The following is a 25,917-nucleotide window of genomic DNA, read 5'->3' as shown; positions in this document are numbered from 1 at the left end:
GTGTCGCAACTTAAACGTTAGGGTGAGATTGTGGTTGCTGGCAAGTCCTTTTTCTTTTCTAAAATAGGAGTGCAGAGTTGTGTACGTTTCCGTTGCACACTTCTGCACTCCTATTTTGCACTACACAGCTTGGTCAAAAATAGGGGATTCGATGAGGGATGCCATCCGAATTAACCGTAAGTTGGCTTCGTTTGATCAAGCAATTTAGAAGTTGGACGCTCCGTAAATGAGCGTTCTTTTTTATGTGTGCCTATCGACAAATACGGGAAGAATTGTAGAGAAAGTGGAAAGGGCGATTAAACCATACATAGGAGGCGATACCGTGAAGCGAGTGTTGATTACCGGGGAAACGAGTTTTGTCGGCGATTCATGCAAGCGTTGGATCGAGGAGCACTACAAGGAGCAGATTCACGTCGATACGGTCGGGATGCGTGATGGTGCATGGAGACAACGTTCGTTTGAAGGCTACGATGCAATCTTGCACGTGGCCGGGATCGCCCATGTGTCGACGGATAAAAGTATGGAAGACCTCTACTACAAGGTGAACACGGAGCTGACAGCGGAAGTCGCAGCCAAAGCGAAACAGTCTGGCGTCAAGCAGTTCATCTTCCTCAGCAGCATGATCGTCTACGGGGACGCGACGAACGCGAAATTGATCACGCGCGACACGGTGCCAAACCCGACCAACTTTTACGGCGACAGCAAGCTCCAAGCCGAGAACAAGCTTGCAGAGTTGGCAGACGAAACGTTCGTGGTCGCGAACGTCCGGTCGCCGATGATTTACGGGAAGGGCTCGAAAGGCAATTACGTGAAACTGGCGGGCCTTGCTCAAAAAGTCCCGTTCTTCCCGAGCTATCAGAATAAACGCAGCATGATCCATATCGACAACTTGTCCGAGTTGTTAGCGCTCATCGTCTTGAACGGAGACAGCGGTACGTTCCATCCCCAGAACGCGGACTACGTGTGCACGTCCGACCTCGTCTCGATGATCGGGGCCGTCCACGGCAACCGCGTCCGGCGCTTAGGTCTATTCAACGGCGTCATCGGAAAACTCGTCGACCGAAACGTCACGATGAACAAGCTGTTCGGGGATTTTGCGTATGCGAAAGAACTGTCGGCGTATCCGCAGGACTATCACGTGCGCGATTTCTTTGACAGCATCGTCGCCACCGAAAGGAAATGATTTGCCGGATTTTTTCAGTCAACCCATGACCGGTTTCTCCGACATGCTATACTAAGAAAAAAGCACAGAAATGGGTGGACTAGTTATGGGGAAGACGACACCACGGAACTCGAAATGGATGCGGACGTATAACCGCTCGCTCATCCTCCGGCTCATCCGGCTCCATCAGCCGGTGTCCCGGGTCGAGCTCGCCAAGGCGACGAATTTGACGAAGCCGACGATCTCGAACATCGTCAATGAATTAAAGGAAGAAGGGCTGGTCAACGAGCGTGAGCTCGGCGTCTCGAGCGGGGGACGGCGCCCGATCATGCTCGAGCTCGCGGCGAGCGACCGCTTCGTCATCGGCATCGATGCGACGCAACGAAAATTGCACGGCGTCGTGACGAACATCCATGGGGAGCTGCTTGACGAGGCATGGCACGACGAGCGGTTCGATACGAACGAGGAGTTCATCAACGCCATCGTGACGCTATACATACAACTTACCGGTAAGACTTCAGGGGACGTGATCGGACTTGGGGTGTCCGTCCACGGGATGGTCGAGGCCGGAGCGGGGATGGTCTTGTTCGCGCCGCGCTTCCACTTGCACGACATCCCGCTGAAGCGGGAGCTCGAGGCGCGCCTGAAACAGCACGTCTTCGTCGAGAACGATGTCCGGACGCTCGCGCTCGGGGAGCTCTACTTCGGCGAGGCGATCGGCATCGACGAGTTCTTCTACGTCTACGCCGGCTATGGTATCGGTGGCGCCTACGTCCACGGCGGCGAGCTGATCGACGGCGAACACCATATCGCCGGTGAGATCGGCCATATGCGCATCATGCTCGACGGGCCGATCTGCTCGTGCGGCAACCGCGGCTGCCTAGAAGCCGTCGCCGGCGAACGGGCCATCTTGAACGAGGCGCGAGAGCTCTATGACTTGACGCTCGACGGCATGCGCGACGCGGTCGGGACGAACCCGGACGTCAAAAAGCTTTACGAGCGGGCCGGGGAATACGTCGGCATCGCGACGCTCAATATGATTCATCTATTGAACCCGAGCCGGATCTTGCTCGGGGGGCCGCTGTTCAACTACGCGCCACACGTCGTCACGAACATCCAGGAACGCGTCGCCCAGACGGCGTTGACGATGGACGCGCGCCAGACCGACATCCGCGTCGTCCCATGGAACGCCAACCACGGCGCGCTCGGTGCGGCCGCACTCATCACGAACCAGCTGTTCGGCGAAATCCAATGACTCAATCGCTCTCACACGAGGGCGATTTTTTTGTGTCGAAAAATAATTTAAATGAAACCGTTTACAAATCTAAAAACCATATGGTATAGTCTGTTTGTAGTTAGATAATAAATTTAATTTACTAAGTAAGGGGTGACACTCTCAAACGGGAAAGTGGAGGGGTAGACATGGACATAGAGACACCATTGCTGAAAGACAAGTTTCACGATATATTCGGTCGCTACGGGGCGACGCGACTATTCACAAGGGACGGTTCGACGTTCGATGAATTGGAAGCGTTCACAAAAGCGGACGGCGTCGTCGTCACCCGCTCACGGCGGGACGGCATCTTCCGGCTATATGACGAGGAGGCACGCGACATCCGCCTGTTCCGCGTCTCGGACTTGAACCAGGCCGAGCGGGCGAACAGCTTCGACGAACTGTTCGAGATGCTGCTCTGGCGCTTGAAGCAACAGGACGCGCTGCCGTTCGGGGCGGACCTGTACGTCGTCGGCTCGTACATAGACGACCATTGGCAGTTTGATTTGGAACTGATCGCGTACACGCTCACCCGGCTCGGGGATCAACCGATGCCAGACCACTTGATTCGGGAGCTTTGCCTCAAGTTGGTCGCATAACATTCAAAGGAGAATTGGACATGAAAAAATCGACAATCGCACTCGCATCATCGGTACTCGTCTTGTCATCATTGCTCGCAGCTTGCGGCGGGAAAGAAGAGGCGGCCGCGACGACGGAAGACGGCAAGCCGGTCATCAACTGGTGGGGCTGGGCGCCGCAACCGGAAGTCGGCGAGGCACTCGCCAAATCGTTCAACGAGTCGCAAGACGACTACGTCGTCAAGTTCAAGCGTCTCGAGGACTATGAGCAACAGCTCCAAGTCGCCATGCTCGGCGGCGACGGCCCGGACGTCATCGGCCTCAAGGAACCGATGATCCCGCAATACAAGGACCGTCTCGTCCCGGCGAAAGACTACATGGACAAAGCGGCCGGCGCGGGCTGGAAAGAAAAGTTGATCGAGCTCGGCGTCGAACAGACGACGGTCGACGGCGAACAGATGGCGGTGCCGGTCGGCTTCACAGGTCAGGCCTATCTCATGTACAACAAGACGATGCTCGACAAATACGGCGTGACGCCACCGAAGACGTATGACGAGACGGTCAAAGCGATCGAGACGATCAACGCCTCGGGCGACGCGGTCATCCCGATGCAGCTCGGCGCGAAAGACGCCTGGGTCGGCACGGACGTGTTCAACGTCTTGAGCCATCAGGTCGCACCAGGCTACATCCAAAAAGTACTTGCAGGCGAAGCGAAATGGACGGACAAAGAGATGGTCGAGACGGCCGAACTTTGGCAGCAACTGTTCGAAGACAAAGTGTTCCAAGAAGGTGCGCTCGGCCTCGCGACATACATGGACGGCATGAACAACTTCTTCGACAAGAAGGCGGCGATGTGGGTCATCGGCTCATGGGAAGCCCACTCGATGACGACGGTCGAGAAGCGTGACAAGTGGAACAACTTCGAAGACGAGATCGGCTTCGTCCCGCTCCCGAACCTCGCGGGTGGCACCGAGCAACCGGTCATCGCCTCGATCGACATGGCGCTCGGCGTCAACAAAGAGTCAGAGCAGCAAGACGGCGCAGCCGCTTTCATCGCCTACATGACGCAAGGCGAAGGCCAAGCGCTCTACATGGAGAAGTTCGAGATGGCGCCAGCCGTCAAGGACATCGAAGTCGCGTACGAGGACAAGTTCACGTCTGACGTCGAGCGCGAATCGTACGAGATCTTGAACGAGACGGTGAAGAACGCCGTCGCGGGCCGCGGCATCCGTGACCCGAAAGTGTACGACACGCTCGGCAAAGAACTCCAGAACATCGCGGGCGGACAAGATGCGAAAGAAGCACTCGCACGCATCCAAGCGATCGCCGACCAAGGTAAATAATCGACACGAGCGCCAGTGGCCAGCCTGACTGGTGCTCGATTTTTTTAGCGGAAAGTGAGGGAACACTATGCAACACGCAACCGACTTAACGGAACAGGAACCAAAGCTGTCCGCGGTGCCGCCGAAACGGCCGGACCCGGTGAAGAAGAAAGCGCAGCTGAAAAAGAACTTGATCGGCTGGGCGTTCGTCGCCCCGACCGTCCTGTTCGTCATCGCCTTCATCTATTACGGTATCTTCTATAACGCGTATCACTCGGTGTTCTCATGGGACGGCATCTCGTTCGAGAAGACGTACATCGGGCTCGAGAACTTCGGCCGCATGTTCAGCGACCCTGAATTTTATAACGCGCTCAAGAACACGGGCATCTTCACCGTCCTGACCGTGACGATCCAAGCCGGGTTCGGGCTCGTCTTGGCGTACTTGCTCCACACGAAAGGAGTCGGCCGGACGTTCTTCAAATCGGTGTTCTTCTTCCCGGTCGTCCTGAGCCCGGTCGTCCTCGGCGCCGCGTTCTCGCAGATCTTCGACTTCCAGTTCGGCTACATCAACGAATTCTTACGCATGATTGGCTTAGGCGCGTTCGAGCAGAACTGGCTCGGTGACCAAGACGTCGCGCTCTACTCGATCATCTTGATCAACATCTTCCAATGGACGGGCTCGTCGATGATCATGTACTACATGGCGATGCTCGCGATCGAACGGGAAGTGTTCGAGGCGGCCAACATCGACGGCGCCGGCTTCTGGCGCACGCTGTGGAGCGTCGTGTTCCCAAACTTGAAAGGGACGACGTTCACGCTGACGATCCTCGGGGTCATCGGTGGACTGAAGACGTTCGACATCGTCTGGATTTCGACGCAAGGCGGACCGGGTAACTCGACCGAGGTCATCTCGACGTACTTGTTCCGCAAGTCGATGCTGCACCAAGAGGTCGGCTACGCCAGTGCCGTCGCCGTCATCTTGTTGATCATCGCGCTCGGCATCACGTACTTCCAGACGCGTGTGCAGAAGAAAATGGACTGAGGAGGGGTACCCATGGAAATTCAAACGAAAAAAGGAAGATGGCTCACCAATGTCGGCCTGTCACTTATGGCGGTCATATGGTTGTTCCCGATCTTCGTCATGTTCAAAGAGAGTTTACGGGTCAACGGCTTCAGTAACTATATCGCAACGTTACAGAACCCGAACTTTCCCCAGTTCGTCTTCAACAGCTTCATCGTCGCCTTCTTCATGATCATCATCTCGATCTCGTTTCTCGCCTTCGCGGCGTTCGGCTTCTCGAAGCTCGAGTTCGCTGGGAAACGCTTGTTGTTCAACCTCGTCTTGGCCGGGCTCATGTTGCCGGTCGCCTCGCTCATCGTCCCGCTCTTCTTCACGTTGCGGACGCTCGACGGGCTGAACAGTTATTGGGGCTTGATCGGCGCTGAGGTGGCGTTCTTCCTCCCGTTCGGACTCATGCTCATCAAGAGCTACTTCGACGAGCTGCCGAACGAGTTGATGGAAGCGGCCCATATCGACGGGGCGTCGACGTTCCAAATCTTCTATAAGATCATGATGCCGCTCGCCAAACCGGCGCTCGCGACAGCGACGATCTACGCGTTCCTCAACTCGTGGAACGAGTACTTGATGGTGCTCACGTTCATGACGGACCCGGCCAAGCAGACAGTGACGCTCGCGCCGACGTTCTTCACGGAAGCGCTCGGCGGGGACCCGGGTAAACTATACGCCTCGCTCGTCTTGATCAGCTTGCCGACGATGGTGTTCTATATCTTCTTCCAACGCTTCTTACAAAAAGGAATGACTTCGGGAGCGGTCAAATAATCGATTGAGGTGACTAACATGTATGTAGGAGTAGACTATTACCCAGAACAGACGGACCGTGCCCTGTGGGACACGGACGTCCGCTTGATGAAAGAGTTAGGTGTCAACGTGATCCGGATGGCCGAGTTCGCGTGGACGATGATGGAGCCGGCCGACGGCGAGTTCGACTTCGCGTTTTGGGACGAGGTCGTCGCCAAGTTCGGCCAAGACTTCGACATCATCCTCGGCACGCCGACGGCGACACCGCCCGCCTGGCTGATCGAGAATTATCCGGACATCTTGCCGGTGACGGCCGACGGGGTCAAGATCAGTTTCGGGGCGAGACGCCACTACACGGTCAACAGCCCGGTGTACCGCGAGTACTGCGAGCGCATCACCCGCAAGATGGCCGAGCGCTACGGCAAGCATCCGCGCGTCATCGGCTGGCAGACCGACAACGAGTACGGCCACGAGAAATCGGACCGCTCGTACGGCGACGTCGACCAAGTCGCGTTCCAAGCATGGCTACAAGACCGCTACGAGACGCTCGACGCGTTGAATGCGGCCTGGGGGACCGTCTTCTGGAGCCATACATACTCGGCATGGAGCCAGATTCCGGTCCCTCGCACCGTGTTCCAAGAGCACAACCCGTCGCTCCTCGTCGACTTCGACCGCTTCTGCTCGGACGCGTACCGTTCGTTCAACAAGCTCCAAGTCGACACGCTCCGTCCGCTCATCCACGACGACGCGTTCATCACGCACAACCTCGTCTATAGCGACATGGCGATCAACCAGCAACAGATGGCCCAAGACCTCGACTACGTCTCGTTCGACAACTATCCGGTCTGGGGCGGGCTACCGGAGCCGAACCGGTTCGAGAAGACGGCGCACGATCACGATCTGTGCCGCTCGTCGAAACAAGGCAAAGGCTTCTGGGTGATGGAGCAGTTGAGTGGCGCCCAAGGCTGGAGCCGGATCGGCTACTTGCCACGACCGGGCCACATCCGTCTCTGGACACATCAAGCCGTCGCCCGTGGCGCCGAGGCGATCGTCTACTTCCGCTTCCGGGCCGCGCACTTCGGTACCGAGGAGTTCTGCCACGGCATCATCGACCACGACGGCAAGCCGAAACGCAAGTTCGATGAAGTACAAGGTGTCATGCGTGAACTTTCGACGCACGGTGACATGATCAACGCGGCCGAATATAAGGCCGACGTCGCCGTCTATTACGACCAAGAGAACTTATGGGCGTGGACGCACCAGCCTCATTCGGATGCGTTCAACTTCAAGCAAGAGTTCGTTCGCTTCTACGGCGCGGCCGTGCGCCAAGGCGTCAACACCGACATCGTCTTCCCGGGTGACGCGCTCGACACGTATAAACTCGTCGTCGTGCCGCTTTATTTCCTCGGCAATGACACGTTCGACAAATCGCTCATCGACTACATCGAGAACGGCGGCCACGTTATCTTCACGTACCGGACCGGCGTCAAAGACCCGATCAACCGCTGTCACGCAGACACGCTCCCGGGCAAGTTCGCGACATACGCCGGCATCGAGATCGACGAGTATGAGAGCCTGCAGGCCGTCCAGTCGAACCAGGTTCGCCTAGGCGACTACGTGTCTGAGGCGAACATTTGGTGTGACTTGATCACGCCAAAAGGTGCCGACGTGCTCGCGACGTATGAGCAGGCGTTCTACAAAGGGACGGCCGCCGTCACGCGTCACACGTATAAAGGCGACGTGACGTACATCGGCTCATCGGTCGACGATACGATGCTTGATGTGATCTACAACGAGGCGCTCACGCGCGCCGGCATCGACGCAACGCGTCTTCCGGACGACGTCGAGAAAGTCGATCGTCACGGCGACGGTCACGTCATCCGCTTCTATATGAACCATTCGACGGACGTCACGTCGACGGTCGAGATCGGTGACGAGTGGCAAACGCTCGACGGGGACGCGGTCTCGGGGACACTCGAGCTCAAACCGCTCGACGTCATTATGTTGAAACGGGAGGTGGGGGCATGATCTATCGCTTCGACAACCGGTTTGTCATCGAAGGGAAGCAGATTGCCTACGTGTTCGACGTCGACGACCGGGGCCGGCTCGTCCATCAATACCTCGGCGATCGACTCCATGAAACGGATTACACCGAGCTACCAGATCGTCGGGTATTGCACTCGTCGTTCGAGACACCAGAAGGCGTCGCCGCGTACGAGTTCGTCTCGTTCGGCGACCTCGTCTACACCGAGCCGACGCTCAAAAGCCATACGGCGACTGAACGGCTGCACGCCTTCACGTTCCAAGACGCACGGATCGGTCACGACACGCTCGAGCTCGACTTGGTCGACTCGATCCAACAGTTGACGGTCACGCTCCACTTCACCGTGTATCCGGCGTACGACATCATTGAACGGAAGATGACGGTTCAAGCCGGGACGGACGTCACGCTCGAGAGTGCGCAGTCGTTCAGCCTCGGGTTGACCGAGCGCAATCTGCGCCTCAGTCATTTTTCAGGGGCGTGGACGGGCGAGTTCCAACTCCAACAAGGCGAGTTACTCCCAGGTAAGAAGACGATCGAGAGCCGCCGTGGTTTGACGAGCCATCAAAGCAATCCGTGGTTCGCGCTCGACGATGCGGCGACGGAACAGCACGGTGAGGTCATCTACGGCTTCCTCGGCCATTCCGGCAACTGGGCCATCCATTTCGAGCGCGACCAGTTCGGCTTCACGCAAGTGACGGGCGGGCTCAACACGTTCGACTTCGCGAAACGGCTGGCTTCAGGTGACGTGTTCACGACGCCAGCGGCCTATATCGGCTACACACAACTTGGTTTCGGGGCGATGAGCCGGAACGCGCACGATTTCGAGCGCGACGTCATCATGCCGGAACGGACGCGCGAGACGCTGCGTCCCGTGCTCTACAATTCATGGGAGGCGACGTATTTCGACGTCAGCGAGGACGGGCAGAAACGGCTCGTCGATGAGGCCGCTGCGATCGGTTGCGAGCTGTTCGTCGTCGACGATGGCTGGTTCGGCGAACGGAACTCGGACGCCGCCGGTCTCGGCGATTGGCACGTCAACAAGACGAAGTTCCCGAACGGGCTAGAGCCGCTCATCCGCTACGTCGAGGACAAAGGCCTCCAGTTCGGCCTCTGGGTCGAGCCGGAGATGGTCAACCCGGATTCAGATCTCTACCGGTCGCATCCCGACTGGATCTACCACACGAATGGACGCCCGTCGACGACGTCGCGTAACCAGTTCGTGTTGAACTTGGCGCTGCCGGAAGTCGAGGCGCACGTGACGCATCTGTTGGACGATCTGCTCGAGAACCATGCGATCCGCTACATCAAATGGGACATGAACCGCGCCTTCTCTGAACCGGACAGCCCGCATTTAGGTGATGCGAAAGAGTTGTGGCTCCGTCACACGGAAGCGGTCTACCGCATTCTCGACACGCTCCGGGACAGACACCCGGACGTCGCCTTCGAGTCTTGTGCCGGCGGCGGCGGCCGGATCGACCTCGGCGTGCTCTCGCGCGTCGAACAGGTCTGGACGAGCGACAACACCGACGCGCTCGACCGGCTCGAGATCCAGGAAGGGTTCTCCTACGCCTATAACGCCAAGATGATGAGCTGCTGGGTGACGGATGCGCCGAACTGGCTGAACGCCCGCGCACTCCCGCTCAACTATCGCTTCGTCAGCGCGATGCAGGGCACGCTCGGCATCGGCGGCAACTTGCTCGAATGGAGCACGGAAGACCTAGCCGCGTCGAAGCGTTGGATCGAGACGTACAAGTCGATCCGCCCGCTCGTGCAGCACGGGACGAGCTATCGTCTCGGTTCACTCAAGAAAGAAGGATTCCACGCGATGGGCTATACGGACGGGGAGGACTACGTCGCCCTCGTCAACGCAGACCGCCGTCATTACAGCAACAACAAGTTGCGCCTCAAACTCGCCGGGCTCGACCCGGACCGCGTCTATTTATATGAAGGAAGACGTTTGAGCGGCCGCTACTTGATGCAACAAGGGATCACACTGACACAACAAATCGATTATGACGCTTACTGCCTGGTCATCCACCCGGCGTGAGCGATGGAAGGGATGGAGTCGTATGCTTGCATTTGATTTAGCACACCTGAACGAACAGTTCGAGACCGTGTTTTTGGCGGGGCCTGAGCGGACCTTCTTCGCGCCGGGCCGCATCAACTTGATCGGCGAACACACGGATTACAACGGAGGTCACGTCTTCCCCTGTGCCATCACGTTCGGCACGTACGGGATCGTCCGGAAGCGCGAGGACGGAATCATTCGCGTCTACTCGCTCAACTTCGAGGACGTCGGCGTCGTCACGTTCCCGGTGACGGACGGGACGTATGACGCCGGTCACGACTGGGCCAACTACGTCAAAGGGGTCGTCGCGCTCCTGCGACAAGACGGACACGACGTCGGAGGATTCGACTTCTTCCTCGCCGGCAACATCCCGAACGGCGCCGGACTGTCGTCGTCGGCCTCGCTCGAACTCGTGACGGCGCTCATGATCAATGACGTGTACGGCCTCGGGCTCGAGCGGCTCGACCTCGTCCATCTCGGTCAACGTGTCGAGAACGACTTCATCGGCGTCAACTCAGGCATCATGGACCAGTTCGCGATCGGGATGGGCAAGGCCGACCACGCCATCCTGCTCGATTGCGACACGCTCCATCACGACTATGCGCCGATCAAGCTCGACGGTTACGACATTTTGATCATGAACACGAACAAGCGCCGCGAACTGGCCGACTCGAAATACAACGAGCGCCGGACCGAATGCGACACGGCACTCGGCCTGCTCCAAGAGCGGTTCGACGTCGCCTCGCTCGGGCAGCTGTCGGTCGAGACGTTCGAGACGGTTGCATCAGAACTCCCGGAGACGCTCCGGAAACGGGCCCGCCACGCCATCTCGGAAAACGAGCGGACGAAGCTCGCCTTCACCGCCCTTCAAGACGAAAAGCTCGACGTGTTCGGGCAACTGCTGAACGACTCGCACGCGTCGCTTCGTGACGATTACGAAGTGACCGGTATCGAGCTCGACACGCTCGTCCAGGCAGCACAAGATTGCGACGGCGTCATCGGCGCCCGCATGACCGGTGCCGGTTTCGGTGGCTGCGCCATCGCCATCGTCGACAAGACGTCGACAGAAGCCGTCATCCAGACCGTGTCGACCGTATACGAAACAACGATCGGCTACGCGCCGACATTTTATATCGCGTCCGTCGGGGACGGCGCGCGTGAACTCGTAGAGGAGGAAGTCAAATGAGTGTACTCGTCGTCGGCGGGGCCGGTTATATCGGCTCCCATGCAGTCCGCGCCTTGCTCGCGCGCGGGGAAGACGTGATCGTGATCGACAACCTTCAGACCGGGCATATCGAGTCGGTCCCGAAACAAGTCCGCTTCTATGACGGCGACATCCGTGACCGTGTGTTCATGGACGAGACGTTCGCGAACGAAGACGTCACGGAAGTGCTTCATTTCGCCGCCAACTCGCTCGTCGGCGAGTCGATGGAGGAGCCGCTCGCGTATTACGATAACAACGTCTTCGGGACACAAGTGTTGCTCGAGACGATGCGCAAACACGGCGTCGCACGGATCGTCTTCTCCTCGACGGCCGCGACATACGGCGATCAGGACGAGATGCCGATCCGGGAGACGGCTGAAACGAACCCGACGAACACGTACGGGGCGACGAAGCTCGCCATGGAGACGATGATGAAGTGGTGTGACCGCGCCTTCGGCATCCGTTTCGTCGCGCTCCGCTACTTCAACGTCGCCGGGGCCGATCCGTCGGGTGAAATCGGCGAAGACCACACACCGGAGACACACCTCATCCCACTCGTCCTCGAAGTGGCGAACGGGCAGCGTGAGGCGATCACCGTGTTCGGCGACGATTATCCAACGCCTGACGGCACATGCATCCGCGACTACATCCACGTCCAAGACCTCGTCGACGCCCACGTGCGCGCGCTCGACTACTTGAAACGAGGCGGAGACAGCGACGTGTTCAATCTCGGTACGGAGACGGGACTGTCGGTGCTCGAGATCATCGAGGCGGCCCACCGTGTGACGGGACACGCCATCCCGGTCAAAACTGGTGTGCGCCGTGCCGGCGATCCGGCGATGCTGATCGCGTCACCGGACAAGGCGAAACGCGTTCTCGGTTGGACACCAGAGCGCTCGACGGTCGATATGATTCTCACAGACGCCTGGAACTGGCACGAGTCACATCCTGAAGGCTACAAACACGTAGAGGGGGCGAGACGATGATCGATGCAACGATTGAAGCGCTCGTCGAGGCGGCGATCCGCGAGGAACTGATCACGGGGCAAGACCGCATCTACTCGCGGAACCGTGTGCTCGCACGATTGAACAAGCTCGACTTTGACAAGCCGACGTTCGTGCCGCGCGACTCGATCCCGAACTTGCTCGAGACGTTGACCGAATACGCGGTCGAGGCTGGGCTCGTCGAGAATTTATTAGAGGAGAAGGATCGGTTCATGGCCGAGGTCATGGACGTGTTCGTCTCGAAACCGTCCGAGGTGACGCGCACGTTCAACGCGCTCCGGGCAGTTGACGTCGAGGCCGCGACGAGTTTCTTCTATAAGATGAGTCAGGCGTCGAACTATATTCAGACGAAACGGATCGCAAACAACATCACGTACAAGGCACCGACCCGCTACGGCACGCTCGACATCACGATCAACTTGTCGAAGCCGGAGAAAGACCCGCGCGAGATCGCGCGGGCCCGACTGCAACCGGCGCCAGAGACGAACTATCCGACGGGGTTGCTCGCGATCGAGAACGAAGGTTACGGCGGACACTTGAAACATCCGGCCCGGGCCAACCACCGCATCATCCCGCTCACGCTCGGCGGGGAAGAGTGGTCGTTCCAATACTCGCCGTACTTGTATTACAACGAACACTCGATTTTACTGTCGAACGAAGTGCGCGACATGGTCATCGACCGGTCGGCGTTCGAGCGTCTGCTCGACTTCGTCGGTCAGTTCCCGCATTACTTCGCCGGGTCGAACGCGGACCTGCCGATCGTCGGCGGCTCGATCTTGACGCACGACCATTACCAAGCCGGCCGCTACCGGTTTGCGATGGACGATGCCGACGTCGTCGCGACGTATCGCTCGGACCGTTACGACCAAGTCGACATCGAGACGCTCGAATGGCCGCTCTCGGTCGTCCGGCTCCGTTCGACGCAGCGTGAGCAGCTCGCTATGTTGGCGAACCAACTGCTCGGCCACTGGCAAAACTACGAGGACGGTGACATCGTGCCGTATACGGGCGACGTCCGCCACAATACGGTGACGCCGATCGCCCGGCGCCGCGATGGCCGCTACGAGCTCGACCTCGTCCTTCGCAACAACCGGACGAGCGAGGCGCATCCGGACGGCATCTTCCATCCGCACGCCGACGTCCATCACATCAAGCGCGAGAACATCGGCTTGATCGAAGTGATGGGGCTCGCCGTGTTGCCGGCCCGACTCAAGACCGAGCTCGAACAAGTCGTCCGTTTCATCGAAGGCGAGGACGTCGAGGTCGCGGACATGCACAAGGCGTGGGCCGAGGAGTTGAAGACGAAGTCAGGTGACGCTCGGATGATCGTCGACCAGGCCGTCGTCGACAAGTTCGTTAAAGGATTAGAGGACGCGGGTGTGTTCAAACAGACGGTCGAGGGGCAGGAGCGCTTCACGGCGTTCATGGGCTCATTTTTGAGTCACGTCGATAAAGTGGAGTACGGCGCGTCGTCTTCGGGAATGAACAGGTAAACTAGTCGAAGTAGGTGAGCCAGTGAGAGAAGCAACGATTGAAAACAAGAACGGCATGCGGCTGTCGGCGATCGAGTATGGTTGTGCCATGACCGAACTGACGGCACCGGACCGTGACGGCAACATGGACTCTGTCATTTTGAAATATGGCGACTTGGATCAATACCTCGAGAACCCGGTCTATTTGGGCTCGGTCGTCGGCCGCATCGCCGGAAGAATCCGTAACGCCGAGATTGATGGCGTGGCCTTGACCCCAAGCGAGGACCCGCATCATATCCACGGCGGAACGGACGGTATCACGTCGCGATATTGGGACATGGACGTCGACGGACAGGCGATTCAATTCATATACTTAAGTCCGGACGGGGAAGAAGGCTACCCGGGGAACGTCCGCTTCAAAGTCATCTATGAACTGACGGACGACAATGAACTCGTCGTCACGATGACGGCTGATACGGATAAACTGACGTGGGTCAACTTGAACCATCACAACTATTTCAACCTCGGCGGCCGGCCGACGATCCACGATCATGTGCTGACGCTGCCGGCCGACCACGTCGCCCGGCTCGATGATGAGTCGCTCCCGACCGGGGAACTGCAGCCTGTCGATGCGACACCGTTCGACTTCCGCGACGGGAAACGAGTCGGCGAGGCGATCACGTCAGACGATGAAGCCATCGCGAAAGCGGGCGGGCTCGATCATCCGTTCATCTTGAAGGATGGGGTGGCGCGGTTGCACGACCCGATGAGCGGACGCGTGCTTGACGTCGAGACGAACCAACCGGTCATGGTCGTCTATACGGCCAACTTCCTCAGTGAAGAGACACCGGTCACGCTCGAGGGACGGCAGAAGCATAGCGCCATCTGTTTAGAAGCCCAGGCGCTTCCAGACGCGCCGCACTATCCAGACATCGCCACATCGATCGAACTGAAACCGGGTGAGTTGTATCATTCGAGGACGGTGTATAAGTTTAGTGTTGAATAAAATGGAAGACCATTGGACCTGTCGTAGACAAGGACGATGGTCTTTTGCGTTACGCTTTTACAGTATATAGCTCATTCAACACGTCGGTCACCGTCGCACTAAATGAATGAAACGCAGGAGCATCGACGAGCGACGTCATGGCGTCTTTTACGACAGTTGCGTTCGTCCAATCGGAAACGTCAGTCGCCTCCGTGTAGATACGGGTGAACTTTTTCCCTTCTTGTTTTCCGGACTTCCAAAACGAGATGTTCTTCGCTTCGAGCGTCTCAAGGAGCGGGAGACGTTCCGCGAAATCGATGGGGCCGACTTCGACATAGAGTTTGAGACGCTTGCTGCCTTTTCGTTCGAACCAAATAATCAATCCATAGTTGAGCCAATAGCGATTTAAGCAATCCATCCGTTCTAAATTTGGCAACCAGTCGTCCAAGACAAAATTAGGAACACGAGTATGCGCCGAGTAAGTGGTAACTCCTTGCTCTTTTACGAATTCAAGGAAGGCTTGGTGGACAATATTGCCACCAGTCTTGAAGATGTAGTCAATCGTTTGGCGCTTTCGATTGTAGATAAGAAGTAAATGGCGTTTCGTCTCTGCATCAAGTGTCTCGAGTGTTCGGACTGCTGGCCGAAGTTCGATTTGTTTTTGCTTCGCCGGATTGGCATTCGCGTAAAGCAAGTGAATCGCGGACGCATAGTCTTGATATAGCTGAAGCGCTATATTCATCGTATCTTCATCATCGACGAGTCTCTCTTCAAGCAGCGCGATGTAGTAAGACAAAAAGTCATAAATGTTGTCGGCAATTGTCGTCCGGTTCAGCTCGAGCTCTTGCGTGATCATCAAGCGGACATCATCATAGTCGAGGAACCAATAGTCGTCGTGTGAAGGGGCATCGCTCGAAAGTGTCAAATAGACCGGCAAAATGTTTCGAGTCGGAAACGTCTCATGGACATGGTCGAAGTAATGACTCAGCTGCCCGGCAGATTCACTCGAATGGAACTTGTTTTCGATGAGAAGTATCAAATTCAGCGAGGGGATATCAATCAACAAGTCGATGGCCCCGTTCCCGGTCCACCATTCCCGGTGCACCGTCACATCTGAGAGCGGGGCGTAAAGGAACGGTAGATAGTCAATGCCTGCAATCTTCTCTTCATTTTCCGGTTTCGTGATCAAGTTCATCAGTACTTTCCGCAAGAAGAAACCTCCCAATCGATGATTTTCGTTCGGGTCAAATAACCAAGCAAGGACGTTCGAATGACGAATCTCGTATTGATCGACGCGAAGTACTTTGAGCGGATTAAATTGATGGAACTGTTGATGGAGCCGGTTAAAATCGGTGGAATTTTCTAATTGCAAGATGGTGTCGAGTGAGTATGGCATGAGAGCCTCCTAAGAAGAGTTGATAAGATTAGTAAACTACAAAAATACTAAGGAAGATGAATAAATATTGGACGTGGTTAGAAATAGTTACAGGGCGATAAAGGATTAAAAGGTAATATTATGAGACGGATGATATTGCGATTGGCTCCGATCGATGATGCATAACAAGATAATAAAAAGTTTTTTATCTACTTTGTCGAATAGGTGTCGAACGATTTTGGAGTAGTGGGCGGAATATCATCTACCTTTTATTATAAAAGAAGAAGTATTTTAGCTTCCTATTTTGTAACATCAACAATGGAGCGTCTTGAGGTAAGCGAGAATTTATCGTGAAAACTATGAATCCGGAGGGACTAGAATGGACAAAACATTCAATTTTAATGAAGTAGATGAAGAAGTGTTTGAACAAGAGTTTGATCAAAACTATGATGACCAATTCAAGCAAGCGAATGACCAGCTTGAAAGCAATATTCTGATTGCGCTCGTTGGGGATGTAAACTGTGGAAAATCGTCTACCATTAACAAGTTGATGGATGGTGAGATTGTATCGACTGGGGCAAAACCTGGAGAGACGGTCGAGATTAAAGAAATTCAATACACGGATAAAATTGTATTTGTTGATACCCCAGGTCTCGATGATATCAACAAAGAGAATTCGCAAGTGACGCTAGATTATTATAAGAAATCAGACGTTATTTTGTTCTTCACGAATGCGGCTGGTACCGTGTTATCCGAGAATGAGTTGAAGAACTTAAAAGAGATTGAGAAGACGAACAAAAACATCATCATCGTCCTGAACAAGATTGATGCAGCTGAAGATATCGGTGGACTCGTTCAATACATCCAACAGGCGACAAACTATGTTTATCCGGTCACTCCAATCTCATCACGAACAGGTGAGAATATCGAGATGCTACAAAAAGAGCTCTTAAAAATTTTAGAGGAGAAGCAAAAAGATATTTTGATGGCTCGTGAGCTAAAGGACAAATCAACAACGGCGAATCGTTGGATCAACAGCGCAGGGCTTGCATCAGCCGCAATTGGAGCATCTCCAATCCCTGGATCTGATATTATCCCGCTAACAGGCATTCAAGTTGGTCTAATCATCAAACTGTCTCTTCTATATGATAAACCAGTGTCGAAAGAGAGTGCGAAAGAGTTACTGATTGCGACGATTGTCGGAAATGCAGGAAAGACAGCATTTCGTCAATTGGTCAAATTAGTGCCTGGCGCTGGTTGGGCAGTTGGGGCTGGCGTAGCAAGTGCCGCGACAATCGCATTGGGATATGCCGTCAAATATATGCATGAGCACAATATTGAACTTACAGCTGAGCAATTGAAGTTTGTGTACAACATGTTTTTGAATAAAGAAAAGAGTAAATAATAATCGGGTTAAGTCTAGACTGGACACTCTTCATTTAGACACGTCTGTAATTTTTTAATTTAGAGGTCACCGGACAAAAGAAGCAGCCTTAGCCTCACGGCCAAAGCTGCTTCTTTATATTTGCGTTATTTCCTCCCCGTTTGTCACGATGGCCTGCTTATACCAATCGAAGCTTTTCTTCTTCGAACGTCGAGAGCCTCATTTTGACTTCTCGATAAACGGGCTCTCGAGCGAACTAAAGATGTTGCCTTAGATCGCTTTGTTGATCTCCGGGTCCGTGCACATCGTACGGCTCGCGTAATAGCTGAAATCGATATAGTCGACCGCATATTATTTTAACAGCTCGAGGTTGTCGCTTTCCATAACAGACGTAAGGCGGATTTGACTCAAGCCAGGTTATGCCCACTGAAGGTAACATTCCTTCGCAGGGAACCATTCAATTGTTATTTGATACTTGAAGTGTAGAACGCGCTAAAACGAAATATCGACGCTTACATTTACAAGTGTTCAGATTTCTTCTTTTGGATAAAAAATGGACTCACCATGGTGTGGGCGAGTCCATTTGACAGGCTATACGGCATAGTCTCCGTTGTATTGGACTAGTGAAACGTCACGTACTTCCTCGATGTCGTTCAATCGATTCATGAAAGCAGTATTGTCGATTTTCAACCGTAATTCAGCCGTCAATTCGACCACATCTTTCCGAACAATTTTTGACTTGAGCGTGTAATCGAGTTGTTGCAGTTCACGTCGTACTTCATCGTTCCCATCTTCATAGTAATGGATCACGAGGAGATAAAGCGTATCGGTGTGCTTTTTACGAGATAGCATGAAGATGACTGCCCCGACGACGACTGCCCCGAATAGCGTCAAAAAGTAGAGTCCGGCACCACTTGAGATACCAGCTGCAATCGCCCAAAACATAAAGACGACATCGAACGGATCTTTGATGGCTGTCCGAAAACGAACGATACTGAGTGCGCCTACCATGCCGAGTGATAAGACGACGTTCGTCGAAATGGTCATAATGACGAGACAGGTAATCATCGTCATGACAAGTAAAGTAGCATTGAAACTCGGGCTGTAAAGGACACCTCGGTACGTCATTTTGTAGATGAAGTAGATGAAACCGCCGGCGATAAAAGCGGTCAACAGCCCTAGCATCACATCGATGATGGATAAATTCCCGAAGGTAAACTCGTTTAAAAAACTGTTTTTAATGACATCATTAAAATTAATTGTCGTATCCATTGATTCCACTCTTTCATAATCCATGATAACGAATACTTGCCATCCGACAGTGAACATACTTCGAAATAGCAGATCGTTGGTGTGACTCTAGTTGTAGTAGTTGACGTATATACTCCGGTAAAAATTCATCGTACTTCACTTCCAAAATCGTTTTCGGATAATCGAGTACTTCTTCTGAAACGGGATGTTTCTCGAACAAATCGATACTATTTGTGACAAAGCTAAGTTCCTTGTCAAATGTGACTCGGACGTTGCCGAGTGTCCCGACGTACGCCTCGCGGACGTAGTCGACGATGACACGGGGACGCATCTGAGAACTCGTCAAATAGTAGTAAAACTCTTGATACAGCGGTTCTGGCTTTTTCAACAAGAAATCATAGTTCCAATCTAAAATCTGTTCATATTCTTCACGCGTAATCGGGACAGAGGATTTCAAAATATATTCGCCTTGCCGACTCTTTTTTTCAAGTTTAATAACGTCTTCTGAGTAGTTGTACGTTCGAATCCGGAACTTCTTACGTCGGAAGATACCGCTATTCTTTTGAATCAAATCATGATCATACACGTTGTCGAAATAAAGACTGCGAATCAAGTAGCCGTCCCGACTGACAGAGTGTTGGTCTTGGGTCAGGACAAGATTGATTTTATCTCGAAGGGTCGCATAGTCTTTTTCATTAATAAAGTACTTGAGTTCGTGCCGAAATCGCTTCATGGTTTTGCTCCTGGTATTACAATTTGTTGGACACCCCAATGCATTACCCGGTCATTATCTCGGTAATAGTCAAATGGGATTTGTGAATTTCCTTCCGCGTCTGTGACCGTGACGCGCCAATAATAACGACCGGGGTCAAGGATCGGAATCGAGTGAGAGAACGTTGTCATATTTTGCTTTTCGGTGACGTGCGTTGAAAAATCAGGAGATTTACTCAATTCAAAGTGATAACGTAACTCATCGTTTTGGATGTCGTAAGAAGCATCCCACCGAAAGACATCTTGCTTACCTTCACGAGCGTAGTTAAGGAAAATAGGCATTGGATTTTCGAGAGAGCGAATAAAATCTTTCTGATATTTCGAAGTGATGTTTTCGAGTGAACGATAACTTGTCGCGTAATCACTCGCTTCGACGCTTAAGAAGCGAAGGTCTGGTTCACTCGTGACAAGTGGAGCGACAACCGGATAGAACCCATCAATCAATCGTTTCGTGTTGTCCGCATTGATGACGCGCGTCAATTCCTCTATTTTTTTCTTCAGTGCTTCGACATGATCCGGGTCTTTCAAATAACGACGATGAAGGACGGTTCCCCAGTAGCGTTGAACACCTTGTTGCCAACTTGGCATGACGTCCGTCCGTTCGGTATCACGACCGAGTGCTTTATCGAAGTCCCATGGCATGAAATACCATTTTTCTGAGTTGAGGGGACTGTATAAATAATAGTTCGTCGACATCGTGTCATAGTTTCCAAACAAAATGTTCGTTCCAAGCCACGTTAAGTAATTTTCCTCATCAAAATAGGTATCGAACACTTCGTCGAACGGTTTGGATAGATCGTTCAAGTCATCGAGCATGGTCAACAATTCTTCATGATTATCTGAACCGTTAATTTTGAGAACCAACTCGAATGCGTTTTTGTCATAAGTCGGGTCGTCTTTCGTTTTTAATGCATCCGGATAGCGATGAAACTCAAAGTTCTCTGCCTTATATAAGTGACCATCTGGGTTCAATCCGCGCGCAGAGAGCGCTTCTTCATTCAGTTGTTCCACGTGCGTGTAGAGACCGTAACTGACAAATTCGTCAGCCTGGCTCGAATCCGTCATATCACGGACATGCAACTGAACGAAATTAGTACGTAAACTCGAGATGTCAAAGAGTTGTTCATAATAGGCGAATGCCAAGCGATTGCGAACCCGCGTTCGGTCGTCCGCGTGCTTATTTAAATTCAGCACACTTTGACCGTACCAAAGTCCGGCGCTGTCTTGGAGTCGAATTTTATACGACTTTTGTGGCTCTAAACGGCTTGATCGACCTCGTAGCTCGATGGTGGCATTTACGGTCGCATCATCGAACAAGTTGATCGAATCGGGCCCCTCAGCATCGCCTGTCTCAAAATGGACGAACAGCTTCGGACCGCTCTCGAGGTTGCTGTATTGTTTATAAGATTCATTTAAATCATACAGCGTGATGTCATTTTCCGGTACCGTCTTTTGGTCGAACACAGTGACGTACACATGTTCAAGCCGGTTACCATCATGGCTGGCATACACCCGTTTGTCTTCAGCAAACGACGTCTCGGACGATTTCGTCTCGGGGGATGCGATAGTCGATGAAGCTGATGTCGACGTTGAAGGAGACTTTAGAATGGCTTGAAGTCCAAGCAAAACAAAAAATAAACATATGATACTGAGTATCGTTTTAGGATAAGGCACCCGTTTCATTAATTAACTCCTTCTTTCATGACAGGCTGCCGATTCGTCGTAAGAATCGTTCGGTTTTCGTCGTGATTTCTTGATAAACAATCGGCTGGGAACAGAACGTGGTGTAGTCGATGTCATTTAAGCTTCGGACGAGCAGACGGCCGCCCCATAGAAACCCGAGAACGGAGGAAAGGAACATCCCGACTCCGTACATATCGAAACCGAGTACAAACAACAGGGTAGCCATGAAACTCGCTATCGCATAAAATCCAGTCAGACTGATGGCAGCGCGACGTTCATCAAAGTAGAGCAAAATCAAGAAGAACGTGATGATCATACTGAGGAACCAACTACCGAGTACCACGATAATATAAATATCGATTTGATTTTGCGTCATTCCTAGGAAAGGAAGGAGGCGCACACCTAAAAATAAGAAAATGAACGTAATTAACATTTGGACTTGAGCCATAAACAAGAGCTCGGAACCGAGTGTTCGATACATCTCTCATTTTGCATTCTGAATGTCTTTGAACGGATATCCGTTCAAAATCCGACCGTAGTACTTTTTATACGTCGTATAAAAAGTCGTCTCGAGTGTCACCATAAATAACACGAGAGAAGGCAAGACGCTCAAATAGGCATAAAACACCGGGGTGTCATAATAAGGCGCCATTAAGAAGGTTTCCCCGACAACGATGGCCCGGTCTCCAAACCAAGTAGCCAAGTTATGTCCGTATAAACCGAAGTAATACGCGACACCAATCAAAAACAGGAGCGGGTACTTCTCGAGATAGACGAGGAAGTAAAAGTAATTACGGTCGTTCACTTGAAAGTAATTATGGACATCCCGGAATAACCGAATCAATATGATAAAAAAGCCGATGTTCAGTCCGATGAAGACCGAGGTCGACGTCGGCGAATCGAGTGGTCCCGTTAATAGCCAAATGAAAAATGCCGAGATAATCGTTCCGAGTAAATAGCTCTTGACGATTTTTTTATAGTCTTTTAGAGCGGATACATACATCGATAAAATCCAAATAACAGAAAGCTGAGTGAAATATAAATACGTCACGAGCTTATAGCTGAAAGGTAGCGGGGACCCAGCATAGAACACAATCGTCATCACAAACCCGATTAAGACGACCAGACTGATGAGTCCATATAAAGACGATAATACGTGCTCTTCTTTTTCTAAAAACGTCTGATCGGCTACGAACCGAGAAATCGTGAACAAAAAGCCGCCGGTCAACAATTGAGAGAAGATGAACGTATATTGGACCGCTGCCATATAGATGTTAATCTCTGTGGCGGCGACGTCTAAAAATAGGAGCCACTCGCGTGATGCTGTGATTAATAGAATGGATAAAAACATGGGACCGACCGCAGTGATCGAGGAATATCCATAGGCACGGAGTTGGCCGAAAAAACTAGATTGGTCATACAGACGCTTCAGTTGAAATCCGATTCCGGCCATGACGTTCTCCTTTCTCGTAATAAGACTTATAACGGTCAATCATCATGTGAAGAGTGTAACGATTGACGACGCGCCCCCGTCCATTTTGTCCATACGTCATCCTCAATTCCGGGCGCTCGACTAACTTTATGATTTCTAACGCCAGCAGATGGAAATGCATGACAGGGACAATTACGCCGGCTGGACCGTAGTGATCTTCAGGTCCTTCTAACAGTTCACGGCAACCTCCGACGTCAGTCGAGACAAATGGAATCTCCATAGCAAGCCCCTCTAAAATCACAAGAGGTTGTCCTTCGCTAATGCTTGAGAGGACAAGAATGTCCATGAATGTCAAGTAGTCCGTGACGTTGACAGGTCCAGTGAAATGTACGTTTTGTAAATCAAGTGTGTCGATTAAGTCGAGGCACTCGTCATAGTAATCTTCATCCTCGTCCAGGGGGCCGATAATATAAAAATTGGAGTCAGGGAACGTCTCCTGTACGATCGCGAACGCCTGTAACATCGTTTTAATGTCTTTGATTGGGACGACACGTACGATCGCCCCAATGTGAATCCCGGGTCGCTTCGTTCGGAGCTCTGGTGAAAATCGTGTGACATCGATGCCGTTTGGAATGAGGAACGTCTTGTTTTGGGGGCAACCGAGTTCCAATTGGATCTCGCGATTCCCTTCGAACAATGTACTGATGTCATCGGCGTATTGATAGGCGCAGTTAGATAAACTATAGAAGTAATCAATCCAAACATCCTTGAAATACCCTTTGATCCATGAGGACTTGATGATTTCCTCTTCACGTTCACGTGTATAAATCCCATGTTCCGTGAGAATCAACGGTTTTCCATACTGATACTTCGCAAGTGCCCCTAAGACGCCGGCGTACCCTGTCGACACGCTATGATAGACGTCGGCAACTGGCACTTTTTGATCGATGCAGACGAAGAGCGGCAACAACATCGAACGTAGCGCCCAAAACATGTCCGTGAATGGAACTTGCATGAAACGTTTTTCACACAGAATGGTGGCGATATCATAAAAATCTTTGCTTCCTAAAAAGTTCATAACCGAGTCGATTCGACCACTCGTAAAGAAGTTAAATAATACGTCCCAATCGGTCTGACGATTGGACATGAGCGAGAGGAAGGCCAACCGTTCGGTCTCGGTCAACTTGTACCGCTTTCCTGTCACGATGGTTTGATCTAAATAATCTCCAAGGTGAATCTCTCTCAGTTCAATCAAATTTGATGGTAGCGTATATTTGGGTTTCACGCCTTTTAGTTCTTTGGCGGAAATCGAATAAACGATGAATTCGTGTTCGGGCATTTCCGTAATGATGGATTGAATCCAGCTTGATACACCACCTGTGACGTGTGGATATGCCCCTTCTGAAATCAGACAGATTTTCATATAGTTTCCTCCAATTGAATCGTGAACGATAACGACTCAGACTTCACGAGGTATAGACCTGGACCAATCGATTCGAGCTGACAATCTTCGTAATCGGCGACAGGGGTTGGTGTCGTGAAATAAAAGAATGTGTCGCCTGAGCTCTCATCAAGCGTGAACGTGTACGTATCACCCGTCTGTTTCGTATAAATCGATCCATTAAAGAAATGGTGATTTTCTACAGTATCTGACGCTTTCATGGTGCGAAGCCACGGTACTTCACGTTGTTGCATCTCCTGACTTTTTTTAAAAGAAGACAGGAATCGTTCGCCGTCTTCTTCTGACGTGACGGTTTGAGGCGTTACTTGGGTGGACACGAGACCGCTCGAAACGAGCTCATTAAACTCATACCACTTCGTCAAGTCAATGTTTGTAAAGTCACTTGGAGAAGAGGGGAGTCGTAATCGATTCGTTTGGCCAGTAGGAAATCGGGTGCCCCCTAGAGTGACAGTCACATCTGAAAATGATTTGTTGAGTGGTGTCTCGTCGAGCGGTGAAGAAACGAGAACGGTTTTGACAGTGAGGCCTGGAAGCGCATACTGCAGTTGTTGACGGTTTGCCTTGTACCAGTTTTTTTGTTGTTTTTCTGGAACCGAGATGATGGCGACCTCACCACCAGAACGTAACGTCTCACGTCCATAGAGTGCCAAATCCTCGGAATAAGCGGACGTCTCAAGTTGTGGATTCAAAGAAGGGCTCGCTGTAGCCATCACATAGTTCAAATCATATTTGGCTTCAATCCGTTGTAATTCTGCCCAAAAGATATTCCGATAATAGTCGCGATCTGTCATGGATGACGAGATGTTTTTTTCGTCCGAACTATGGAACGGGAAGCCGTGTAATGTCGTAATCTTCGAATTCAAGACGGGGCGTAGCATCGGGTCTGTTTCAGTCAGACCGACGAAGAACAAAGCGTGCTCCGAAGGGTCTTCCATCATTGTCCCATTGAAGAAGACAAAACGACCTGCTTCATAATCAGTTTGCCACAGCAGTGGAACGTCTTGGCTCGAACGTGCAAGCAGTGTTGCGCTTGGATCAAGGCGAACGGATAAGGAAGAATTAATGAGCTCTTCGGCATCGAACGTTTGATAGTCCGAGGCGCCGAAAAACGGATTCATTAATTCAATCCCAGTTGTCTCGACGAAATTACCGACCTCAATCAAACCGACATGGCGGTACATCTCCATGAAGCGGGGACTTGGAGAAGGTCTCGTCGCAAAAAAGACAGTCCCCCCTTGGGCTACGTAATTCAAGATGATGTCTCGGTCACGTAACAAGTCGAGCCGCTCTGTCGCAATGATGACGGCCGTGGCTTCTGTTAGACTGGTCAGCTTTTCAATCGAGGACACGGTCACACGTTTGCCGATGCCTTCAAGTCGTGTTTGAAGAGAGGCGCTGAGACGCGTTTCTTTTTTACTATCGATAATCAAAAACGAATCGATTGCCCCGTCTTTAGTAGGGTCAATCGAGTGGGTGCGAATCGCACTAACAGACGACTCGGTAAACAAGGGTAGCTTCAACACATAGTCTGATCGAATCAAGACGAATAGAATGCCTAACACGGCGATAAAGCTGCCAATAATATATAATCCTTTTTCAAGTTTGAACACATGTTTCACTGGTTTCAC

General features: G+C 52.5%; 19 protein-coding genes and 1 pseudogene. 13 read left to right on the top strand and 7 right to left on the bottom strand.

Annotated elements, in window-relative coordinates; all coding sequences use genetic code 11:
* The first annotated feature begins 322 nt into the window (after nt 1-322).
* The 12 genes from EVJ26_RS06765 to EVJ26_RS06710 all read left to right on the top strand — a co-directional run bounded on the left by EVJ26_RS06765 (nt 323) and on the right by EVJ26_RS06710 (nt 14,952).
* Nucleotides 323-1,183, top strand: coding sequence for an NAD-dependent epimerase/dehydratase family protein (locus tag EVJ26_RS06765; protein ID WP_131470150.1), 861 nt, complete (start codon nt 323-325; stop codon nt 1,181-1,183).
* An 85-nt stretch (nt 1,184-1,268) separates the two neighbouring features.
* The gene (locus EVJ26_RS06760) at nt 1,269-2,417 is read left to right on the top strand and encodes an ROK family transcriptional regulator (RefSeq protein ID WP_131470149.1); all 1,149 of its coding nucleotides are present in this window, start codon (nt 1,269-1,271) and stop codon (nt 2,415-2,417) included.
* A gap of 167 nt (nt 2,418-2,584) precedes the next feature.
* Entirely contained in the window at nt 2,585-3,034 is a 450-nt protein-coding gene (locus EVJ26_RS06755) for a hypothetical protein (RefSeq protein WP_070328426.1), read from the top strand.
* A 20-nt stretch (nt 3,035-3,054) separates the two neighbouring features.
* Complete coding sequence (locus EVJ26_RS06750) at nt 3,055-4,356, top strand: ABC transporter substrate-binding protein (protein WP_201738339.1); 1,302 nt, start codon at nt 3,055-3,057, stop codon at nt 4,354-4,356.
* Between the two features lie 67 nt (nt 4,357-4,423).
* Nucleotides 4,424-5,377 carry a carbohydrate ABC transporter permease gene (locus EVJ26_RS06745; protein WP_131470147.1) on the top strand — a complete coding sequence of 318 codons (954 nt, stop codon included), beginning with the start codon at nt 4,424-4,426 and terminating at the stop codon, nt 5,375-5,377.
* Nucleotides 5,378-5,389: 12 nt separating this feature from the next.
* Nucleotides 5,390-6,175, top strand: a complete 786-nt coding sequence (locus EVJ26_RS06740) for a carbohydrate ABC transporter permease (RefSeq protein WP_016507830.1) — start codon at nt 5,390-5,392, stop codon at nt 6,173-6,175.
* Nucleotides 6,176-6,193: 18 nt separating this feature from the next.
* Entirely contained in the window at nt 6,194-8,182 is a 1,989-nt protein-coding gene (locus tag EVJ26_RS06735) for a beta-galactosidase (protein WP_131470146.1), read from the top strand.
* Entirely contained in the window at nt 8,179-10,245 is a 2,067-nt protein-coding gene (locus EVJ26_RS06730; RefSeq protein WP_131470145.1) for an alpha-galactosidase, read from the top strand. Before EVJ26_RS06735 ends, EVJ26_RS06730 begins: the two co-directional genes overlap by 4 nt.
* Nucleotides 10,246-10,267: 22 nt before the next feature.
* Nucleotides 10,268-11,452: a galactokinase gene (locus EVJ26_RS06725; RefSeq protein WP_131470144.1), complete on the top strand. Its 1,185-nt coding sequence runs from the start codon at nt 10,268-10,270 to the stop codon at nt 11,450-11,452.
* Nucleotides 11,449-12,456, top strand: coding sequence for a UDP-glucose 4-epimerase GalE (gene galE / locus EVJ26_RS06720; RefSeq protein ID WP_131470143.1), 1,008 nt, complete (start codon nt 11,449-11,451; stop codon nt 12,454-12,456). Before EVJ26_RS06725 ends, galE begins: the two co-directional genes overlap by 4 nt.
* Nucleotides 12,453-13,967 carry a UDP-glucose--hexose-1-phosphate uridylyltransferase gene (locus EVJ26_RS06715; protein ID WP_131470142.1) on the top strand — a complete coding sequence of 505 codons (1,515 nt, stop codon included), beginning with the start codon at nt 12,453-12,455 and terminating at the stop codon, nt 13,965-13,967. Before galE ends, EVJ26_RS06715 begins: the two co-directional genes overlap by 4 nt.
* 22 nt (nt 13,968-13,989) lie before the next feature.
* Nucleotides 13,990-14,952 carry an aldose epimerase family protein gene (locus tag EVJ26_RS06710; protein ID WP_131470141.1) on the top strand — a complete coding sequence of 321 codons (963 nt, stop codon included), beginning with the start codon at nt 13,990-13,992 and terminating at the stop codon, nt 14,950-14,952.
* 49 nt (nt 14,953-15,001) lie between these two features.
* On the opposite strand, the gene EVJ26_RS06705 is transcribed toward EVJ26_RS06710, so the two are convergent.
* Nucleotides 15,002-16,327, bottom strand: a complete 1,326-nt coding sequence (locus tag EVJ26_RS06705; protein WP_131470140.1) for a PDDEXK-like family protein — start codon at nt 16,325-16,327, stop codon at nt 15,002-15,004.
* A gap of 358 nt (nt 16,328-16,685) precedes the next feature.
* Here EVJ26_RS06705 and EVJ26_RS06700 point away from each other — a divergent pair, with 358 nt between their 5' ends.
* Nucleotides 16,686-17,711 carry a GTPase gene (locus tag EVJ26_RS06700; protein WP_131470139.1) on the top strand — a complete coding sequence of 342 codons (1,026 nt, stop codon included), beginning with the start codon at nt 16,686-16,688 and terminating at the stop codon, nt 17,709-17,711.
* 570 nt (nt 17,712-18,281) lie between these two features.
* Here the strand turns inward: EVJ26_RS06700 and EVJ26_RS06695 are convergent.
* The 6 genes and pseudogenes from EVJ26_RS06695 to EVJ26_RS06665 form a co-directional block, all read right to left on the bottom strand.
* A complete protein-coding gene (locus EVJ26_RS06695; protein ID WP_021066325.1) occupies nt 18,282-18,962 on the bottom strand; it encodes a DUF4956 domain-containing protein in 681 nt (226 codons plus the stop codon).
* Nucleotides 18,963-18,975: 13 nt separating this feature from the next.
* On the bottom strand, nt 18,976-19,674 hold the full coding sequence (locus EVJ26_RS06690) for a polyphosphate polymerase domain-containing protein (RefSeq protein WP_131470138.1): 699 nt from the start codon (nt 19,672-19,674) through the stop codon (nt 18,976-18,978).
* Complete coding sequence (locus EVJ26_RS06685) at nt 19,671-21,224, bottom strand: CotH kinase family protein (protein ID WP_161567611.1); 1,554 nt, start codon at nt 21,222-21,224, stop codon at nt 19,671-19,673. Before EVJ26_RS06685 ends, EVJ26_RS06690 begins: the two co-directional genes overlap by 4 nt.
* A gap of 187 nt (nt 21,225-21,411) precedes the next feature.
* A pseudogene (gene pelG, locus EVJ26_RS06675) lies at nt 21,412-22,848 on the bottom strand (exopolysaccharide Pel transporter PelG).
* Complete coding sequence (pelF, locus tag EVJ26_RS06670) at nt 22,811-24,250, bottom strand: GT4 family glycosyltransferase PelF (RefSeq protein ID WP_131470134.1); 1,440 nt, start codon at nt 24,248-24,250, stop codon at nt 22,811-22,813. Before pelF ends, pelG begins: the two are co-directional and overlap by 38 nt.
* Nucleotides 24,247-25,908 (bottom strand): DUF2194 domain-containing protein, encoded by a 1,662-nt coding sequence (locus tag EVJ26_RS06665; protein WP_131470133.1) that lies wholly within the window; start codon nt 25,906-25,908, stop codon nt 24,247-24,249. The genes pelF and EVJ26_RS06665 overlap by 4 nt, the downstream gene beginning before the upstream one ends.
* Between the last annotated feature and the right edge of the window lie 9 nt (nt 25,909-25,917).

Origin of the sequence: Exiguobacterium sp. SH3S1, from assembly GCF_004337105.1 — a bacterium.
Classification (GTDB): Bacteria; Bacillota; Bacilli; order Exiguobacteriales; family Exiguobacteriaceae; genus Exiguobacterium; species Exiguobacterium aurantiacum_A.
This window is presented reverse-complemented; position numbering and strand designations above follow the sequence as displayed.

Excerpts from the sequence above, each read along its gene's own strand:
- EVJ26_RS06760 (WP_131470149.1), top strand. The coding sequence starts at position 1,269 with ATGGGGAAGACGACACCACGGAACTCGAAATGGATGCGGACGTATAAC.
- EVJ26_RS06755 (WP_070328426.1), top strand. The coding sequence starts at position 2,585 with ATGGACATAGAGACACCATTGCTGAAAGACAAGTTTCACGATATATTC.
- EVJ26_RS06750 (WP_201738339.1), top strand. The coding sequence starts at position 3,055 with ATGAAAAAATCGACAATCGCACTCGCATCATCGGTACTCGTCTTGTCA.
- EVJ26_RS06745 (WP_131470147.1), top strand. The coding sequence starts at position 4,424 with ATGCAACACGCAACCGACTTAACGGAACAGGAACCAAAGCTGTCCGCG.
- EVJ26_RS06740 (WP_016507830.1), top strand. The coding sequence starts at position 5,390 with ATGGAAATTCAAACGAAAAAAGGAAGATGGCTCACCAATGTCGGCCTG.
- EVJ26_RS06735 (WP_131470146.1), top strand. The coding sequence starts at position 6,194 with ATGTATGTAGGAGTAGACTATTACCCAGAACAGACGGACCGTGCCCTG.
- EVJ26_RS06730 (WP_131470145.1), top strand. The coding sequence starts at position 8,179 with ATGATCTATCGCTTCGACAACCGGTTTGTCATCGAAGGGAAGCAGATT.
- EVJ26_RS06725 (WP_131470144.1), top strand. The coding sequence starts at position 10,268 with ATGCTTGCATTTGATTTAGCACACCTGAACGAACAGTTCGAGACCGTG.
- galE (WP_131470143.1), top strand. The coding sequence starts at position 11,449 with ATGAGTGTACTCGTCGTCGGCGGGGCCGGTTATATCGGCTCCCATGCA.
- EVJ26_RS06715 (WP_131470142.1), top strand. The coding sequence starts at position 12,453 with ATGATCGATGCAACGATTGAAGCGCTCGTCGAGGCGGCGATCCGCGAG.
- EVJ26_RS06705 (WP_131470140.1), bottom strand. The coding sequence starts at position 16,327 with ATGCCATACTCACTCGACACCATCTTGCAATTAGAAAATTCCACCGAT.
- EVJ26_RS06700 (WP_131470139.1), top strand. The coding sequence starts at position 16,686 with ATGGACAAAACATTCAATTTTAATGAAGTAGATGAAGAAGTGTTTGAA.
- EVJ26_RS06695 (WP_021066325.1), bottom strand. The coding sequence starts at position 18,962 with ATGGATACGACAATTAATTTTAATGATGTCATTAAAAACAGTTTTTTA.
- EVJ26_RS06690 (WP_131470138.1), bottom strand. The coding sequence starts at position 19,674 with ATGAAGCGATTTCGGCACGAACTCAAGTACTTTATTAATGAAAAAGAC.
- pelF (WP_131470134.1), bottom strand. The coding sequence starts at position 24,250 with ATGAAAATCTGTCTGATTTCAGAAGGGGCATATCCACACGTCACAGGT.